Origin of the sequence: Methylobacterium oxalidis, from assembly GCF_007992195.1 — a bacterium.
GTDB classification, from domain to species: Bacteria; Pseudomonadota; Alphaproteobacteria; order Rhizobiales; family Beijerinckiaceae; genus Methylobacterium; species Methylobacterium oxalidis.
This window is the reverse complement of sequence record NZ_BJZU01000005.1, coordinates 67,510-83,710: the sequence shown is the minus strand read 5'-3', so window position 1 is coordinate 83,710 and position 16,201 is coordinate 67,510. Positions and strand designations below refer to the sequence as shown.

Genomic DNA, 16,201 nt, shown 5'->3' with positions numbered 1-16,201 from the left:
CTACTCGGCGCCGCCCTCCGCGGACGGCCGCGTCACGACCGTCGCGCCGCCGATCACCCGGACGTTGCGCTTGCCCTCCGGGGGCGGATCCTGCCAGCCCGAGGTGCCGGGCCTGCGCTCGGCCTCGGCGGGCTTGATCTCCGCGCTCTTCTCGGGAGCGTCGCCTTCGGCCGCCTTGCCCTGAGCCGCCTTGGGCTCGACGGCCTTGACCTCCTGCGCCTTCTCGGCGGCCTCCTTCGGGGGCGGCTGAACGGCGGCGGGCGTCTGTGCGGCGGGCGGCGCGGCCTTCGGAGGCTCGACCGCAGCCTCGCGGGTCTCGGGCTTCGTCCGCTCCTCCGCCTTCGGAGCGTCCTTCGCCGTATCCTTGACCGTCTCCCTGGCCGGATCCGCCGCCTTCAGGCTCGGATGCGGCGCCTCCGGGGCGGTGCGGACCGCCGAGCGCGGCTCGCCGGGCTTCGCGGCCGGTGCGCCGGGAGCGCCGGCCGCGGGCGCGGCGGGCGCGAGCCGGGCCGCGCGGCGCTGCGGCTCGGGACGGGCGCGGGCGTCCGGGTTCACGCCGAGCGGGTTGGCATCCTGGGTCTGTCGGCGCGGGGCGGGCTCGGCCTCGGTGCGGCCGTAGAGGTCGGGCCGCGGCGGCAGGATGCGGCCGCCGGGCTGCGGGATGTCGGCCGGGGGCACGAGGCGCGCGTCGGCCTCCGTCCAGCCGTAGCCGGGCGCCGGACGGGCGAGTCGCGGGGCAGGGGCGGGATCGAGGCGCTGGCGCCCGACGATGTCGCCCGCGCGGGCATCCACGAACAGGCGCACCCGGGCCCCGTTCGGCGCGACGGCCTCGACCACGTAGTCCTGCCCGTCGAAGCGGGGCCGCGAGAGCCCGCTGAAGCCGCGGTCGGCGAGGCGCCACGCCACGGCCCGCGGCGATAGAATCTCGTCCTCGTAGAGATATTGCGCCTGCGCGGCGCCCGCCGTCAGCATCAGGATGCCGGCCGCGAGACCGGCCCGGAGATGCCGGGCGATCCGATTCGCGTCGCCGTTCCGTCGTACCAAGGCTCGTGCCGCCATGTCGCCTCGTCCCGTTCTTCAGGGGGCGACCTCGGCCGGGCCAGATCTCGCCGCCCGGACGCGGGCGTCCCGACCCGGCGCGTGCCGAAGGCCCGCTTGTTCCGCGGGTCCTTCGGCTGTCCCGGCGAGGTCGTTGCCCCGCATGCCGCTTGTGCTCGGCAAGACTTTGTTAACGCAAGGATTGGGGCGAGATTGCGAGCCAATCCGGGCGCCTCGGGGACCGGGCGTCGCCGTCGGCCTGCGGCGATTGACCCCTGTCGCGCAGGGGCGGCATGCGCTGGATTCGGACGTTCGCGCCCGCGCGACCTCTTGCTGGAACGGTTGAAATCTGTCACGTTCCGGCGTTAGGACAGTATGACTGTCCCATTTTTCGGCATGGCGCGCCTCCCGGGAACGAAACCCGGCGGGCTGGGGATTTCGGTACGTGACGACCGCGACGTCCAAACGAGATCTGAAGCCGGTCGCCATCGCGGCGATCCGGGCCCACGCCGGCTGAGCGAGGCCGGCGTCGAGCCCGCGGGTTGGCGGGCGCTTCCTCACCGAAGTCCCGGCTGAACCCGACGAAAATGTTACCAGGACCCCGGCATCGGTTGATGGCCGGGCACGAAACATGCTCGCATGCGGGCGAGGTCGGCAGACGAGGGATGAAGAGCGTGGCTGCATCTGAAGGCTTCAGGACCGGTCCGGAATCCGTCCCGGCCAGGACGTCGCCCCTTCGTGACGCGGGCAAGCCGCTGGTGGTGCGCGACCCGGCCCTGCCGAAGGCGCAAGGAGCCTACGATCCCGGCCAGGAGCGCGACGCCTGCGGGGTCGGCTTCATCGCCGACATGCACAACCGGCAGACCCACGTGATCGTCCAGCAGGGCCTCAAGATCCTGGAGAACCTCGACCATCGCGGCGCGGTCGGCGCGGACCCGACCATGGGCGACGGCTGCGGCATCCTCGTCCAGATCCCGCACGCCTTCTTCGCCGAGGAGTGCTCGCGCCTCGGCTTCGAGTTGCCGCCGGCCGGCGCCTACGCGATCGGCCAGTTCTTCATGCCGCCGGAGGCCGATGCGCGCCACGTCATCGAGGAGATCGTCGAGAAGGCGCTCGCCGACGAGGGCCTGCCTCTGCTTGGCTGGCGCGACGTGCCGGTCGATTCGGAGGATCTCGGCGCCGCCGTGCGCAAGACCGAGCCGCATCACCGCCAGGTCTTCATCGGCTGCCCGGCCTCCGTCGGCGATGCCGACACCTTCGAGCGGCGCGTCTACGTCGCCCGCAAGGTCATCTCCGGCAAGGTCTACGGCTCGGGCGACGAGCGGCTGCTGGAGTTCTACCCCGTCTCCGTGTCGAGCCGGACCATCGTCTACAAGGGCATGGTGCTGGTGCACCAGCTCGGCCGCTACTTCCTCGACCTGAAGGACGAGCGCTTCGTCTCGGCGCTCGCCCTCGTGCACCAGCGCTTCGCCACCAACACCTTCCCGACCTGGCGCCTGTCGCACCCCTACCGGATGGTGGCGCACAACGGCGAGATCAACACGCTGCGCGGCAACGTCAACTGGATGGCCGCCCGCCAGGCGAGCGTCGATTCGGAGCTGTTCGGCAACGACATCTCGAAGCTCTGGCCGATCTCCTACGAGGGCCAGTCGGACACCGCCTGCTTCGACAACGCGCTGGAGTTCCTCGTCCAGGGCGGCTACCCGCTCGCCCACGCGATGATGATGCTCATCCCGGAGGCCTGGGCCGGCAACCCGCTGATGAGCGAGGAGCGGCGCGCCTTCTACGAGTACCACGCCGCCCTGATGGAGCCGTGGGACGGGCCGGCCGCCGTCTGCTTCACGGACGGCCGCCAGATCGGCGCCACCCTCGACCGCAACGGCCTCCGGCCCGCCCGCTACATCGTCACCGACGACGGGCTCGTCGTGCTCGCCTCCGAGATGGGCGTGCTGCCGATCCCCGACGAGAAGATCGTCCAGTCCTGGCGCCTGCAGCCGGGCCGGATGCTGCTGATCGACCTGGCGAAGGGCCGCATCGTCTCGGACGAGGAGATCAAGGGCGAGCTCGCCGCCGCGCACCCCTACGCGGAATGGCTGAAGAACACCCAGATCGTGCTCGAGGACCTCAAGCCCGTGAGCCCGCGCGCCTCGCGCTCGGACGTGTCGCTCCTCGACCGGCAGCAGGCCTTCGGCTACAGCCAGGAGGACCTGAAGCTCCTCATGCAGCCCATGGCCGTCACCGGCCAGGAGGCGGTGGGCTCGATGGGCTCCGACACGCCGCTCTCCGCGCTCTCGGACAAGCCGAAGCTCCTCTACACCTACTTCAAGCAGAACTTCGCGCAGGTCACCAACCCGCCGATCGACCCCATCCGCGAGGAGGCCGTGATGAGCCTCGTCTCGTTCATCGGGCCGCGGCCGAACCTGCTCGACATGGAGGGCGCCTCCCGCAAGAAGCGGCTCGAGGTGCGCCAGCCGATCCTGACGAACGGCGACCTCGAGAAGATCCGCTCGATCGGCCATTTCGAGGACCGCTTCGACACCAAGACCCTCGACATGACCTACCCGGCCGAGACCGGCGCGGCGGCCATGGAGGGCGCGCTCGACCGCCTCTGCGACCGGGCCGAGGTCGCGGTGCGCGGCGGCTACAACATCATCGTGCTGTCCGACCGCGCCGTCGGCCCGGACCGGATCCCGATCCCGGCGCTGCTCGCCACCGCGGCCGTGCACAACTACCTGATCCGCAAGGGCTTGCGCACCTCGGTCGGCCTCGTGGTCGAGTCGGGCGAGCCGCGCGAGGTGCACCACTTCGCGTGCCTGGCCGGCTACGGCGCGGAGGCGGTGAACCCCTACCTCGCCTTCGAGACCCTGATCGCGATGAAGGACGAGTTCCCGCCGGACCTCACGGACGACGAGATCGTCTACCGCTACATCAAGTCGATCGATAAGGGCTTGCTGAAGGTCATGTCCAAGATGGGCATCTCGACCTACCAGTCCTATTGCGGCGCCCAGATCTTCGACGCGGTCGGCCTCAACTCCGACTTCGTGGCGCGCGACTTCTTCGGCACGGCGACGACCATCGAGGGCGTCGGCATGGCCGAGGTCGCCGAGGAGACCGCCCAGCGCCACCGCGACGCCTTCGGCGACGCGCCGGTCTACCGCAACGCCCTCGACGTCGGCGGCGAGTACGCCTACCGGCTGCGCGGCGAGACCCACACCTGGACCCCCGACACCGTGGCGACGCTGCAGCACGCGGTGCGCCTCGGCGTGCCCGAGCGCTACCGCGAGTACGCGCGCCTCGTGAACGAGCAGGAGAACCACCTCAAGACCCTGCGCGGCCTGTTCCGCATCAGGGCCGCCGGCGAGATCGGCCGGCAGCCGGTGGACCTCGCCGAGGTCGAGCCGGCCTCCGAGATCGTCCGGCGCTTCGCCACCGGCGCCATGTCCTACGGCTCGATCTCGAAGGAGGCGCACGAGACGCTCGCCATCGCCGTCAACTCCTTCGGCGGCCGCTCGAACTCGGGCGAGGGCGGCGAGGAGGTCGAGCGCTTCAAGCCCCTGCCGGACGGGCGCTCGCGCCGCTCGGCCATCAAGCAGGTGGCCTCCGGCCGCTTCGGCGTGACGACGGAGTACCTCGTCAACGCCGACATGATGCAGATCAAGGTGGCGCAGGGCGCCAAGCCCGGCGAGGGCGGCCAGCTGCCCGGCCACAAGGTCGACGCCAAGATCGCCAAGGTCCGCTACGCGACGCCCGGCGTCGGCCTGATCTCGCCGCCGCCCCACCACGACATCTACTCGATCGAGGACCTGGCCCAGCTCATCTTCGACCTGAAGAACGTGAACCCGGCCGCCGACGTCTCGGTGAAGCTCGTCTCCGAGGTCGGCGTCGGCACGGTCGCGGCGGGCGTCGCCAAGGCGCGCGCGGACCACATCACGATCTCGGGCTTCGACGGGGGCACGGGCGCGGCCCCGCTCACCTCGATCAAGCACGCGGGCGGCCCGTGGGAGACCGGGCTCGCCGAGACCCAGCAGACGCTGGTGCTGAACAACCTGCGCGGCCGCGTGGCGCTGCAGGCGGACGGCGGCCTGCGCACCGGCCGCGACGTGATGATCGCGGCGCTGCTCGGGGCCGACCAGTTCGGCTTCTCGACCGCGCCGCTCATCGCGGCGGGCTGCATCATGATGCGCAAGTGCCACCTGAACACCTGCCCAGTGGGCGTCGCCACCCAGGACCCGGTGCTGCGCAAGCGCTTCAAGGGCACGCCCGAGCACGTGGTGAACTACTTCTTCTACGTGGCCGAGGAGGTGCGCGAGCTGATGGCCTCCATGGGCTTCACCAAGCTCGAGGATCTCGTCGGCCGCTCCGACCTCCTCGACAAGGTGGAGGCCATCGCCCACTGGAAGGCGCGCGGCCTAGACTTCTCGAAGCTGTTCCACCGGCCGGAGGTCGGGCCGGAGGTGGCGATCCGCCACGTCGAGACGCAGCACCACCCGATCGAGCACGTGCTCGACCGGCGCCTGATCGAGGGCGCGAAGGGCGCGATCGAGACCGGAGAGGCGGTGACGCTCCACGACACGATCCGCAACTCGGACCGGGCCGCGGGCGCCATGCTGTCGGGGCTCGTCGCGAAGGCGCACGGCCACGAGGGCCTGCCCGACGACACCATCGTGGTGAAGCTCTCCGGCACCGCCGGCCAGAGCTTCGGCGCCTGGGTCGCGGCCGGCGTCACGATCGAGCTCACCGGCCACGGCAACGACTACGTCGGCAAGGGCCTGTCGGGCGGCAAGCTGATCATCCGGCCGAGCGAGGCGCTGAAGGCGGCGCCCGGCCGCACCATCATGGTCGGCAACACCGTGCTGTACGGGGCGATCGCCGGCGAGTGCTACATCCGCGGCTCCGCGGGGGAGCGCTTCGCCGTGCGCAACTCGGGCGCCATCGCGGTGGTCGAGGGCATGGGCGACCACGGCTGCGAGTACATGACGGGCGGCGTCGTGGTGTCGATCGGCGAGACCGGGCGCAACTTTGCGGCCGGCATGTCGGGCGGCATCGCCTACGTGCTCGACGAGGACGGCTCGTTCTCGGCCCGCTGCAACCTCTCGATGGTCGACCTCGAGCCCGTGGAGGAAGAGGATGACATCATGCGCCGCTTCCACCAGGACGGCGACCTCGAGACCAAGGGCCGCGTCGACATCCTGGCCGACATGTCGGGCCACGACGAGGAACGGCTCTCGCAGCTCATCACCAACCACCTGAAGTACACGGGCTCGCCGCGCGCTCAGGAGATCCTCGACAACTGGTCCACCTACCGGACCAAGTTCGTGAAGGTGATGCCGGTGGAGTACCGCCGGGCGCTGCGCGAGATGGAGCAGGCGCGGATGCCGGTGGCGGCGGAGTAGGACGCAGACGGCGGCCGGCATCGAACCGGCCGCCCCGATCAGGACGACGATGCAGGGGGCGGGATCGATCGATCCGCCAGCCTAGGGACGGATCGATGGGCAAGGTCACAGGTTTCCTCGAATACGACCGGCAGGAGCAGAAGTATCAGCTCGCCGCCGACCGCGTTCGGCACTTCCGCGAGTTCACGCTGCCGCTCGACGAGCACGACCTGAAGAAGCAGGCGGCGCGCTGCATGGATTGCGGCATCCCGTTCTGCCACGGCCCGACCGGCTGCCCCGTCCACAACCAGATCCCGGACTGGAACGACCTCGTCTTCCAGTCGGACTGGGAGGAGGCGATCCGCAACCTGCACTCGACGAACAACTTCCCCGAGTTCACTGGCCGCATCTGCCCCGCGCCCTGCGAGGAGGCGTGCACGCTCAACCTCGAGAACCAGCCGGTCGCCATCAAGACGATCGAGCAGGCCATCGCCGACCGCGCCTGGAACATGGGCTGGGTCAAGCCCGAGCCGTCCGAGACCCGCACCGGCAAGCGCGTGGCGGTGGTGGGCTCCGGCCCGGCCGGCCTCGCCGCGGCCCAGCAGCTCGCCCGCGTCGGGCACGACGTGCACGTCTTCGAGCGCGAGCCGAAGGCCGGCGGCCTGCTCCGCTACGGTATCCCCGACTTCAAGATGGAGAAGCGCCACATCGACCGGCGCGTGAAGCAGATGGAGGCCGAGGGCGTCGTCTTCCACTACAACCAGAACATCGGCGTCACGAAGCCGGTGGACGAGCTCACCGCGGAGTTCGACGCGGTGCTGTTCGCCGGCGGCGCCGAGGATCCGCGCAACCCGCAGCTGCCGGGCCAGGAGCTCGACGGCGTCCACTACGCGATGCCCTACCTCGTCCAGTCGAACCGGCGCGTCGGCGCCGAGCCGATGCCGGGCAACGGCGAGTTGCCGATCCTGGCCGGCGGCCGGAACGTCGTGGTGATCGGCGGCGGCGACACGGCCTCCGACTGCGTCGGCACGGCCTTCCGCCAGGGCGCACTCTCCGTGACCCAGCTCGACATCCGCCCGCGCCCGCCCGAGCGCGAGGACAAGCTGACGGTGTGGCCCTACTGGCCGACCAAGATGCGCACCTCGTCGAGCCAGGCCGAGGGCGCCGAGCGCGAGTTCCAGGCGGCGACGCTGCGGCTCGAGGGCAAGAAGGGCAAGGTCACGGGCGTCGTCTGCGCCCGCGTCGACGCCAAGCGCCAGCCGATCGAGGGCAGCGAGTTCGTGCTGCCGGCCGACCTCGTCTTCATGGCGATCGGCTTCGCGGGCTCGGTGCGCAAGGGGATGCTGGAGCAGTCCGGCGTCGTGATGGACAAGCGCGGCAACGTCACGGCCAACGAGGACGATTACCGCACCTCGCACGAGAAGATCTACGCGGCGGGCGACATGCGCCGCGGTCAGTCCCTCGTCGTCTGGGCGATCCGGGAGGGCCGGCAGGCCGCCCGCTCGATCGACGAGACGCTGATGGGATCGAGCGTCCTGCCGCGCTGAAGGCCCGCTAGCCCCCCGGCCAGCGGAAATCGTCGGCCCGCCCCGGCTGGGGCGTCGCGGGGGCGCCGCGCTGGAGCACGCGCTCCACGGTGCCCGAGGCGTCGCCGTCGCGCGGGCGCCCGCTCATCAGGGAGCCGCCCGGCGAGGTTTCCGGGCGGCCGAGCGGCACGACCGGCCCCGCCAGCGGCTTGACCGGCAGGGCCGGTACGCCCGGGGGCTCGGGCAGGCTCGGCAGCATGGCGGTGATCTGGCGGTCGATCGCCGCCGTGTCGTCGAGCCGCGTCGCGCCGTCGAGGCCGGGACCGGGCGTCGCCGCGACGGCCGCCACCGGCTGGTCGGGCGTCGCCGGACCGGCCGTGCCCATCATCCGCTTCAGCTCGACATCGGCGAAGTGGGCGAGCTTGCGCGCTCCCGCATGGGTGAAGTGCACGCCGTCCGAGGTGCGCAGCTTCGCGTTCTGGCCCTCGAGATCCGGGCCCGTAGCCGTGTAGCGGTTGCGGTCGTCCACGAAGCCCGGCCACACGTCGACGTAGGTGGCGCCCGCGCGGGTGACGCGCTCGCGCACGAGGTCGTTGATCGCCGCGAGGTCGGTGTTCAGGGATTCGCTGCGCATCGGCGGGGCTCCGACCCAGATCAGCGGCAGCTTGCGGTCGGTGAAGACCTTCACCATCGCGTCGACCCGGTCGCGGTAGATCTCGCGCCAGCGGTCGGTGAGCGGATCGAAGCTCTGGTCCCCCTCGCGGATCGGCTGCCGGTCGTTGGCGCCCATCAGCACGAGGGCGTAGCTCACCTTCGGGTTGCCCGCGAGGTACTCCTCGGCAACCTTCGGCCAGTCCACCACGTCCTTGCGGACGAGGCCGCTGTCGCCCTTGGCGCGGTCGATGACGGCGACGTCGGCGTTGTCCTCGAACACGTCGTCGAGGCCCTTGCTGAGATGGTCGGCGAGCGAGTCGCCGAACACGGCGATCTGCGTCGTCGGCTCGGTCTTCGCCACGGCGGGCTTCGGGGGCGCGGCCACGGGCGCGGGCCGCGCCGCCCGGCGCTTCTGCACGCGCGGGCTGTCGGCGACGGCGGGCGCACGGGGCCGGATGGTCGGCCGGTAGGCCGGGTCGGGCTGGGGCTGGGCCTGCTGTGGGCGCTCCTCCCAGGGCCAGTAGAACTGGCGCGGGGCCTCCTGCGGCGGCGGCTGGTAGCGGCGGCTCGGGCGGGCGTAGCTGCCGTCGTCGCGGTAGTAGCTGTCGCGGTAGCGGCGCCGGGGCACCGCGTAGCCGCCCTGCGGCTGCTCGTAGGTGTCGCCCCACTGCGCGCGGGCGGGCGGCGCCTCGAAGAGGGCGAGGGCCGCGACGAGCGCCGCGCAGCCGAGATGGACTGGGACCCGTGCCCGTCCCGCCGCCAACGCCATGCACCGCCTCCACGCCACGCCCTATGCCACCATACAGGAGGTGCGCGCGCGCGTCTTCTCCCGGCCCCGGGGCCGGCGGCGTCACGGCTGCCCGGCGATCCGGGCGAGGAGGGCGCGGCTGGCGTATCCGTCCGCCGGGATGCCCTCGCGGACCTGGTAGCGGCGCACCGCCTCGCGCAGCTTCGGCCCGGCCCGGCCGTCCGCCTCCCCGGCATAGAGGCCCTGGCCGGTCAGCGCCCGCTGCAGCGCCTCGAGGCCGGCCTTGTCGAGGCGGCCGGCCTCGCCCGGCCAGGGCGCGGCAAGGGCGGGGGCGCCCATCAGGCGGTCGGCGAGGTGGCCGACCGCGAGCGCGTAGGAATCGGAGGTGTTGTAGCCGCGGATCACCTCGAAATTGTCGGTGATGAGGAAGGCCGGGGCCCCGAGCCCGCCGGGCAGGAACAGGCTCGCCCGGCCCGTCTCCGGGAGGCGCCCCCCGTCCGTGCGGCGCACGCCGCGGCGCGCGAACGCCCCGAGCTCCCCGGCGTAGGCCGTCAAGTCGAAACCTTCCGGCAGCACGACCTCGTAGCCCCAGGAGACGGACGGGTTCCAGCCGAGCGCCTTCAGGTAGGCGGCGATGGAGGCGAGGCTGTCGGCGTCCGAGGTCCAGATGTCCCGGTGCCCGTCACCGTCGAAGTCGACGGCGTGGGCGAGAAAGGTCGAGGGCAGGAACTGCACCTGCCCCATGGCGCCGGCCCAGGAGCCCTTCATCCGCTGCGGGTCGATGTCGCCCCGCTGGAGGATGGCGAGCGCCGCGAGCAGCTCCTCCCGGAACAGGGTGCCGCGATGGCGCGCCTCGGCGAGCGTGGCGAGGGCCCGGACCGTCGGGACGCTGCCGCCGCTCGCCCCGAAATCCGACTCGACGCCCCAGAAGGCCAGGAGGATGCCCCGCGGCACGCCGTAGCGCGCCTCGATCCGGTCGAGGATCGCGGCGCGTTGGCCCGCCCGGGCGCGGCCGCGGGCGATCCGGCCCTGGGAGACGGCGCCGACGAGGTAGTCCCAGACCGGCCGCGCGAACTCGCCCTGGCGCCGGGTGCGCGCCAGGACGTCCGGGTCCGGCTGCGTGACCCCGCGGAAGGCCGCCGCGAAGGTGGCGTCCGATACGCCGCGGGCGCGCGCGTCCGGCCTCAGGGCCTCGATGAAGGCGGCGAAGGCGGCGGACCGGGCCTCGCCGGCCTGCGCGTACGCGGGTCCGCACCACGCTGACACGGGCATCGCGAGCGCGAGCACGCCCGCGGCGGCGGCCCCGCGGGTGAGCCGCACCCGGTCAGACCCGGTTGCGCCGGGCGAGCGCGTCCTCCCAGGCGAGCGCCTGGCCGACGATGCCGTCGAGGTCGTCGTGCTTGGGCACCCAGCCGAGGCGCTCGCGGATGCGGTCGGCGCCCGCGATGATCTGGGCCGGGTCGCCGGGCCGGCGCGGGCAGAGCCGCACCTCGAAGTCGCGGCCCGAGACCCGCTTGACCACCTCGATCACCTCCAGCACCGAGTAGCCGCGCCCGTAGCCGCAGTTCAGCGTCAGGCTCTCGCCGCCGCCGCGCAGGTGGTCGAGCGCGACGCGGTGCGCCTCGGCGAGGTCGGAGACCTGGATGTAGTCGCGCAGGCAGGAGCCGTCCCGGGTCGGGTAGTCGGTGCCGTAGACGTCGAGATGCGTGCGCTGGCCGAGCGCGGCCTGGGTGGCGACCTTGATCAGGTGGGTGGCGTTCGGGGTCGACTGGCCGGTGCGCCCGCGCGGGTCGGCGCCCGCCACGTTGAAGTAGCGCAGGATGACGTAGCTGAAGCCGTGCGCCTTGGCGGCGTCCTGGATCATCCACTCGCTCATCAGCTTCGAGCGGCCGTAGGGGTTGATCGGCGCCGTCGTCAGGTCCTCGGGCACCGGCACCACCTCGGGCTCGCCGTAGACGGCGGCGGTCGAGGAGAAGATCACGTGCTTGACGCCCGTGCGCACCGCGGTCTCGATCAGCGCGCGGGTCTTGGCCGTGTTGGCGAGGTAGTAGCCGAGCGGGTCGGCCACCGAGTCCGGCACCACGATCTTGGCGGCGAAGTGGGCGAGGGCGTCGACCCGGTGCTGCAGGATCGTCTCGGTGACGAGGGCCTGGTCCGCGATGTCGCCGACGACGAGCTTCACCTCCGGCGGCAGGGCCCAGTCGAAGCCGGTGGAGAGGTCGTCGAGGACGACGATCTCCTCGTGCCCCGCGTCGAGGAGCGCCAGCACCATGTGGCTGCCGATGTAGCCGGCACCGCCCGTCACCAGAACCGCCATCTGAACCCTCTCAGCAACCGTGACCGTCGCCCCATCCTAACGCAAAGCCCGGGCCCTGTTGACGGCGCAAACGGATTGTCCCGCGTTCAGGTGGCTTGCAGCTTCACCGTGCGTACTATCTTTGAGGTGCGCCCTTCGTCCGACCCACGCTTCCCAGGTCCCGCTCGATGAAACGTATTCGCAAGGCTGTCCTCCCCGTCGCCGGCCTCGGCACGCGCTTCCTGCCCGCCACCAAGGCGGTTCCGAAGGAGATGCTCACGGTCGTGGACCGCCCGGTGGTGCAGCACGTGGTCGACGAGGCGCGGGAAGCCGGCATCGAGCACTTCATCTTCGTCACCGGCCGCGGCAAGGCGGTGATCGAGGACCATTTCGACATCGCCTACGAGCTCGACCGCACCCTGCAGGAGCGCGGCAAGCAGGCGGCTTACGAGGACTTGAAGAAGGACCTGCCGAAGGCCGGCCAGACGAGCTTCACCCGCCAGCAGGCGCCGCTGGGCCTCGGCCACGCGGTCTGGTGCGCCCGCGAGATCGTCGGCGACGAGCCCTTCGCGGTCCTCCTGCCCGACATGCTGAGCCGCGGCTGCATGGGCCAGATGCTCGCGGCCTACGAGCGGCACGGCGGCAACGTCATCGCGGTCGAGGAGGTGAAGCCGGAGGAGACGCACCAGTACGGCATCGTCAGCGTCGGCGAGACCTTCGGCCAGACCTTCGAGATCACCGGCATGGTCGAGAAGCCGAAGCAGGGCACCGCGCCCTCGAACTTCATCATCTCGGGCCGCTACATCCTGCAGCCGGAGGTCTTCGCGATCCTGGAGAAGGGCGAGACAGGGGCCGGCGGCGAGATCCAGCTCACCGACGCGATGATCCGCCTTGCCGAGACGCAGAAGTTCTACGGCATGCGCTACGAGGGCCGGACCTACGACACCGGCTCGAAGATCGGCTTCCTCACCGCGAACCTCGCCTACGCCCTGGAACGCGAGGACCTCGCGGGCCCGCTCAAGGCGGAGATCGCCCGCCTGCTGCGGGATTGAGACGCCCCCAACTCGATTGCGCCCGGCGCGTTCGTGCCATGCGCGGGAAGCAGGCATCTCGGCAGTTTCCGCCCTTGCGTTTTGTGCGGCGCACTTTACTTTGTGCATTGCGAGATCGCGATGGCGTCGCGGTCCCGCAGCCCTTCTTGGGCGTTTCCTCCCTAGACTTCGGGCCGCTCCTTCGGGGCGGCCTTTTTTCTTGCCCGGACGTCCGGGATCCTGCGGGGCCAGGCGCTACTCGGCCGCGATGCGCCGCGGCTCGAGATCGACGGTCTGCTCGGCCACCGCGACCACCACCTCGCGCAGGGCCTGCAGGAGGCCGCCGAAGCCCGCCGTGAGCGCCAGCGTGGCCTCGTTCATGTAGAGGGCGCGGTTGATCTCGATCTGGAGGGCGTGCCGGCCGACGTTCGGCTCCCCGTAATGCTCGGTGATGAAGCCGCCCGCGTAGGGCTTGTTGCGCACCACCCGCAGGCCGCGGCCGCGCAACTCCGTCTCGAACAGATCGACGAGGAAGGGCGCGCAGGCCGTGCCGAAGCGGTCGCCCAGAACGATGTCGGCCTTGCCCTCCGCCTCGCGGCCGAGGCTCGAGGAGGGCATCGAGTGGCAGTCGATCAGGATGGCGCAGCCGAACTGCCGGCTGGTGCGCTGGATCAGGCCGCCCAGCACCCGGTGGTAGGGCTTGTAGAGCCCCTCGATCCGCGCCACTGCCTCCTCAACCGGCAGGCGGCCGCCGTAGATCTCCTGCCCGTCGGCCACCACCCGCGGCACCGTGCCGAGGCCGCCGGCGACCCGCATCGAGCGGGTGTTGGCGAAGGGCGGCAGGCGCCCGTCGAACATGCGCGGGTCGAGCTCGTAGGGCTCGCGGTTCACGTCGAGATAGGCGCGCGGGAAGTTCGCCTGCATCAGGGGCGCGCCGAGCGCCACCACCGGCGCGAACAGGCGCTCCACGTGGGCGTCCTCGGAGCGGCGCAGCGCCAGGGCGTCGAGGCGGGAGGCCGCGAGGAAGCCCGCCGGGTAGACCGAGCCCGAATGGCCCGTGTTGAAGACGAAGGGGATCGTGTGCGCGTCGGGCTCGTCCACGGCGAAGGCGGGCGCGAAGCCGAAGGTGTCGGGCTGGTCCGGTCGGGGCGCTGTCATCGCGGCGGGGGCGCCTCTCATCGATGGCGGAGGATCGGCCTCCACATTGGGGCGCGGGGCGGCGCCTGTCCACTGCGCAGACGGCTCATGGCAGGCTTGCCACGGTGCGCGGCGGCACCCTGCCGCCGGGCCGGATCCTAACCCTCTGTTTACCAAACTGTCCCTTTATGGAATGAACACAGCGACTCAAGGGCTCGGAACCGTCCGATGAAGATCCTCCTGGCGGAAGACGACAACGACATGCGGCGCTTCCTCGCGAAGGCGCTTCAGAACGCGGGCTACGACGTCCTCTCCTTCGACAACGGTCTCTCCGCCTACAACCGCCTGCGCGAGGAGCCCTTCGAGCTCCTGCTCACCGACATCGTGATGCCCGAGATGGACGGCATCGAGCTGGCGCGCCGCGCCACCGAGCTCGACCCCGACATCAAGGTGATGTTCATCACGGGCTTTGCCGCCGTGGCGCTGAACCCGGACTCGAAGGCGCCCAAGGACGCCAAGGTCCTCTCGAAGCCGTTCCACCTGCGCGACCTCGTCAACGAGGTGGAGAAGCTGCTCGCCGCCTGAGCGGCGCATCCCCGCCCGCATCCGTCCGCGACCCGTGGCGGCCCGGCAATAGGAAGCGGCGTGCCGCTTGCCTATATGCAGCCGGTCACCCACGGGGCTCGTCGACGCGCATGCAATCGGTCACGATCTACACTACGGCCTGGTGTCCCTACTGCTCGGCGGCCAAGAGCCTGCTGAAGGAGAAGGGCGTCTCCTTCCAGGAGATCGACGTCGAGAAGACGCAAGGGGCCCGCGCCGCGATGGTGCAGCGGGCCGGCGGGCGCACGAGCGTGCCGCAGATCTTCGTGGGCGAGCGCCATGTCGGCGGCTGCGACGACCTCTACGCCCTCGACCGCGCCGGCAAGCTCGACCCGCTCCTGAACGGCGCCACGAAGGGCGCCGAGGCCGGGGTCGCCGATGCCTGAACCCCGCTTCGTCGCCGCCTGCGTCCAGATGCGCTCGGGCCGCGAGCCGCTGGCGAACCGCGACGCGGCGGTGGCCGGCGTGCGCGAGGCGGCGGCGGCGGGCGCGCAGTACGTCCAGACGCCCGAGATGACCTCGCTGGTCGAGCGCAGCCGCACGGCGATGTTCGAGAAGGTGAGCACGCAGGACGACGACCCGACGCTCGCCGCGCTCCGTGCGGTCGCCCGCGAGACCGGGGCGGTGGTGCAGATCGGCTCGCTGCCCATCCGCAACGGCGAGAAGATCGCCAACCGTGCCTTCCTGATCGACGGTCAGGGCGAGATCGTCGCGGCCTACGACAAGCTCCACCTCTACGACGTGGACCTGCCGAACGGCGAGCGCTGGCGCGAATCCGCCACCTACACGGGGGGCGCCTGCGCGGTCGTGGCCGAGACGGCGCTGGCGCCGATCGGGCTCGGCATCTGCTACGACATCCGCTTCCCCGCCCTGTTCCGGGCGCTCGCGGAAGCCGGCGCCAGCATCCTGACGGCGCCCGCCTGCTTCACGCAGCAGACCGGCGAGGCGCACTGGCACGTCCTGCACCGGGCGCGCGCCATCGAGACCGGTTCCTTCATGATCTCGGCGGCGCAAGGAGGCCGGCACGAGGACGGCCGCGACACCTACGGCCACTCGATCATCGTCGATCCCTGGGGCCGCGTGATCGCGGAGGCGGAGGGTGCGGAGCCGGGCGTGATCCTCGCCGAGATCGACCTTGCCCGGGTGGCGGAGGCGCGGGGCCGCATCCCGGCCCTCCAGCACGCGCGGTCCTTCACCGTGGAGCGGGTTGGGCGTTGTTCATGAGTCGCGCGTTACCCTGAGGCCATGATCCGCTACACCCTCGTCTGCGAGGCCGACCACACCTTCGAGAGCTGGTTCCCGTCGAGCGGTTCCTTCGACGAGCAGAGCGCGCGCGGCCTCGTGACCTGCCCGCTCTGCGGCTCGGCCAAGGTCGGCAAGGGGCTGATGACGCCGCGGATCGCGCGCACGGACCGGTCGCTCCCGGACCGGGCCGCCCCGCCCGCCGCCGAGCCCGCGCCCTCTGCGGACGCACCGGTCCCGATGATCGCCGAGCCCGAGCGCAAGCTCAGGGCGCTCCTGCGCGCCGTGCGCGAGCACGTGGCGCAGACGGCCGAGCATGTCGGCACCCGCTTCCCCGAGGAGGCGCGGAAGATCCATTACGGCGAGGTCGAGGAGCGGCCGATCTACGGCCAGGCGACCCCCGACGAGGCCCGCGCCCTCATCGAGGAGGGGATCGACGTGGCGCCCCTGCCGCCGATGCCCGAGGAGCGGAACTAGGGCCGGGCCGCCGTGTCCGGACGCCGCGACCGATCCGCAGAAGTCGGAGCAGAATGGGTTGCCCCCACCTCTCCCGT

Annotated in this window: 12 protein-coding genes; 7 read left to right on the top strand and 5 right to left on the bottom strand. The window is 71.5% G+C overall.

Translation table 11 applies throughout. The annotated features are described in order from the left end of the window. Complete coding sequence (locus MOX02_RS31810; RefSeq protein WP_176601341.1) at positions 1 to 1,059, bottom strand: hypothetical protein; 1,059 nt, start codon at positions 1,057 to 1,059, stop codon at positions 1 to 3. A gap of 737 nt (positions 1,060 to 1,796) precedes the next feature. On the opposite strand from MOX02_RS31810, the gene gltB reads away from it, so the two are divergent. Both gltB and MOX02_RS03125 read left to right on the top strand, forming a co-directional pair. Next, positions 1,797 to 6,431 carry a glutamate synthase large subunit gene (gltB, locus tag MOX02_RS03130; protein WP_373866711.1) on the top strand — a complete coding sequence of 1,545 codons (4,635 nt, stop codon included), beginning with the start codon at positions 1,797 to 1,799 and terminating at the stop codon, positions 6,429 to 6,431. 95 nt (positions 6,432 to 6,526) lie between these two features. Further along, positions 6,527 to 7,957, top strand: coding sequence for a glutamate synthase subunit beta (locus MOX02_RS03125; RefSeq protein ID WP_147024268.1), 1,431 nt, complete (start codon positions 6,527 to 6,529; stop codon positions 7,955 to 7,957). 7 nt (positions 7,958 to 7,964) lie between these two features. On the opposite strand, the gene MOX02_RS03120 is transcribed toward MOX02_RS03125, so the two are convergent. The 3 genes from MOX02_RS03120 to galE all read right to left on the bottom strand — a co-directional run bounded on the left by MOX02_RS03120 (position 7,965) and on the right by galE (position 11,655). Next, positions 7,965 to 9,359: an SGNH/GDSL hydrolase family protein gene (locus MOX02_RS03120; RefSeq protein ID WP_147024267.1), complete on the bottom strand. Its 1,395-nt coding sequence runs from the start codon at positions 9,357 to 9,359 to the stop codon at positions 7,965 to 7,967. A gap of 81 nt (positions 9,360 to 9,440) precedes the next feature. Further along, the gene (locus MOX02_RS03115; RefSeq protein ID WP_147024321.1) at positions 9,441 to 10,610 is read right to left on the bottom strand and encodes a lytic murein transglycosylase; all 1,170 of its coding nucleotides are present in this window, start codon (positions 10,608 to 10,610) and stop codon (positions 9,441 to 9,443) included. Positions 10,611 to 10,662: 52 nt separating this feature from the next. Then, positions 10,663 to 11,655, bottom strand: coding sequence for a UDP-glucose 4-epimerase GalE (gene galE, locus MOX02_RS03110; protein WP_147024266.1), 993 nt, complete (start codon positions 11,653 to 11,655; stop codon positions 10,663 to 10,665). A 167-nt stretch (positions 11,656 to 11,822) separates the two neighbouring features. On the opposite strand from galE, the gene MOX02_RS03105 reads away from it, so the two are divergent. Next, positions 11,823 to 12,686, top strand: a complete 864-nt coding sequence (locus tag MOX02_RS03105; protein ID WP_147024265.1) for a UTP--glucose-1-phosphate uridylyltransferase — start codon at positions 11,823 to 11,825, stop codon at positions 12,684 to 12,686. Between the two features lie 234 nt (positions 12,687 to 12,920). Here MOX02_RS03105 and MOX02_RS03100 read toward each other — a convergent pair whose 3' ends face one another. Further along, positions 12,921 to 13,823, bottom strand: a complete 903-nt coding sequence (locus MOX02_RS03100) for an N-formylglutamate amidohydrolase (RefSeq protein WP_147024264.1) — start codon at positions 13,821 to 13,823, stop codon at positions 12,921 to 12,923. A gap of 207 nt (positions 13,824 to 14,030) precedes the next feature. Here MOX02_RS03100 and cpdR point away from each other — a divergent pair, with 207 nt between their 5' ends. The 4 genes from cpdR (at position 14,031) to MOX02_RS03080 (ending at position 16,124) form a co-directional block, all read left to right on the top strand. After that, the gene (gene cpdR / locus MOX02_RS03095) at positions 14,031 to 14,387 is read left to right on the top strand and encodes a cell cycle two-component system response regulator CpdR (RefSeq protein WP_003603128.1); all 357 of its coding nucleotides are present in this window, start codon (positions 14,031 to 14,033) and stop codon (positions 14,385 to 14,387) included. Positions 14,388 to 14,497: 110 nt separating this feature from the next. Further along, a complete protein-coding gene (gene grxC / locus MOX02_RS03090) occupies positions 14,498 to 14,791 on the top strand; it encodes a glutaredoxin 3 (RefSeq protein ID WP_147024263.1) in 294 nt (97 codons plus the stop codon). Continuing rightward, a complete protein-coding gene (locus tag MOX02_RS03085) occupies positions 14,784 to 15,629 on the top strand; it encodes a carbon-nitrogen hydrolase family protein (RefSeq protein ID WP_147024262.1) in 846 nt (281 codons plus the stop codon). The genes grxC and MOX02_RS03085 overlap by 8 nt, the downstream gene beginning before the upstream one ends. Positions 15,630 to 15,650: 21 nt before the next feature. Next, positions 15,651 to 16,124, top strand: coding sequence for a DUF1178 family protein (locus MOX02_RS03080; protein WP_147024261.1), 474 nt, complete (start codon positions 15,651 to 15,653; stop codon positions 16,122 to 16,124). Positions 16,125 to 16,201: the final 77 nt, after the last annotated feature.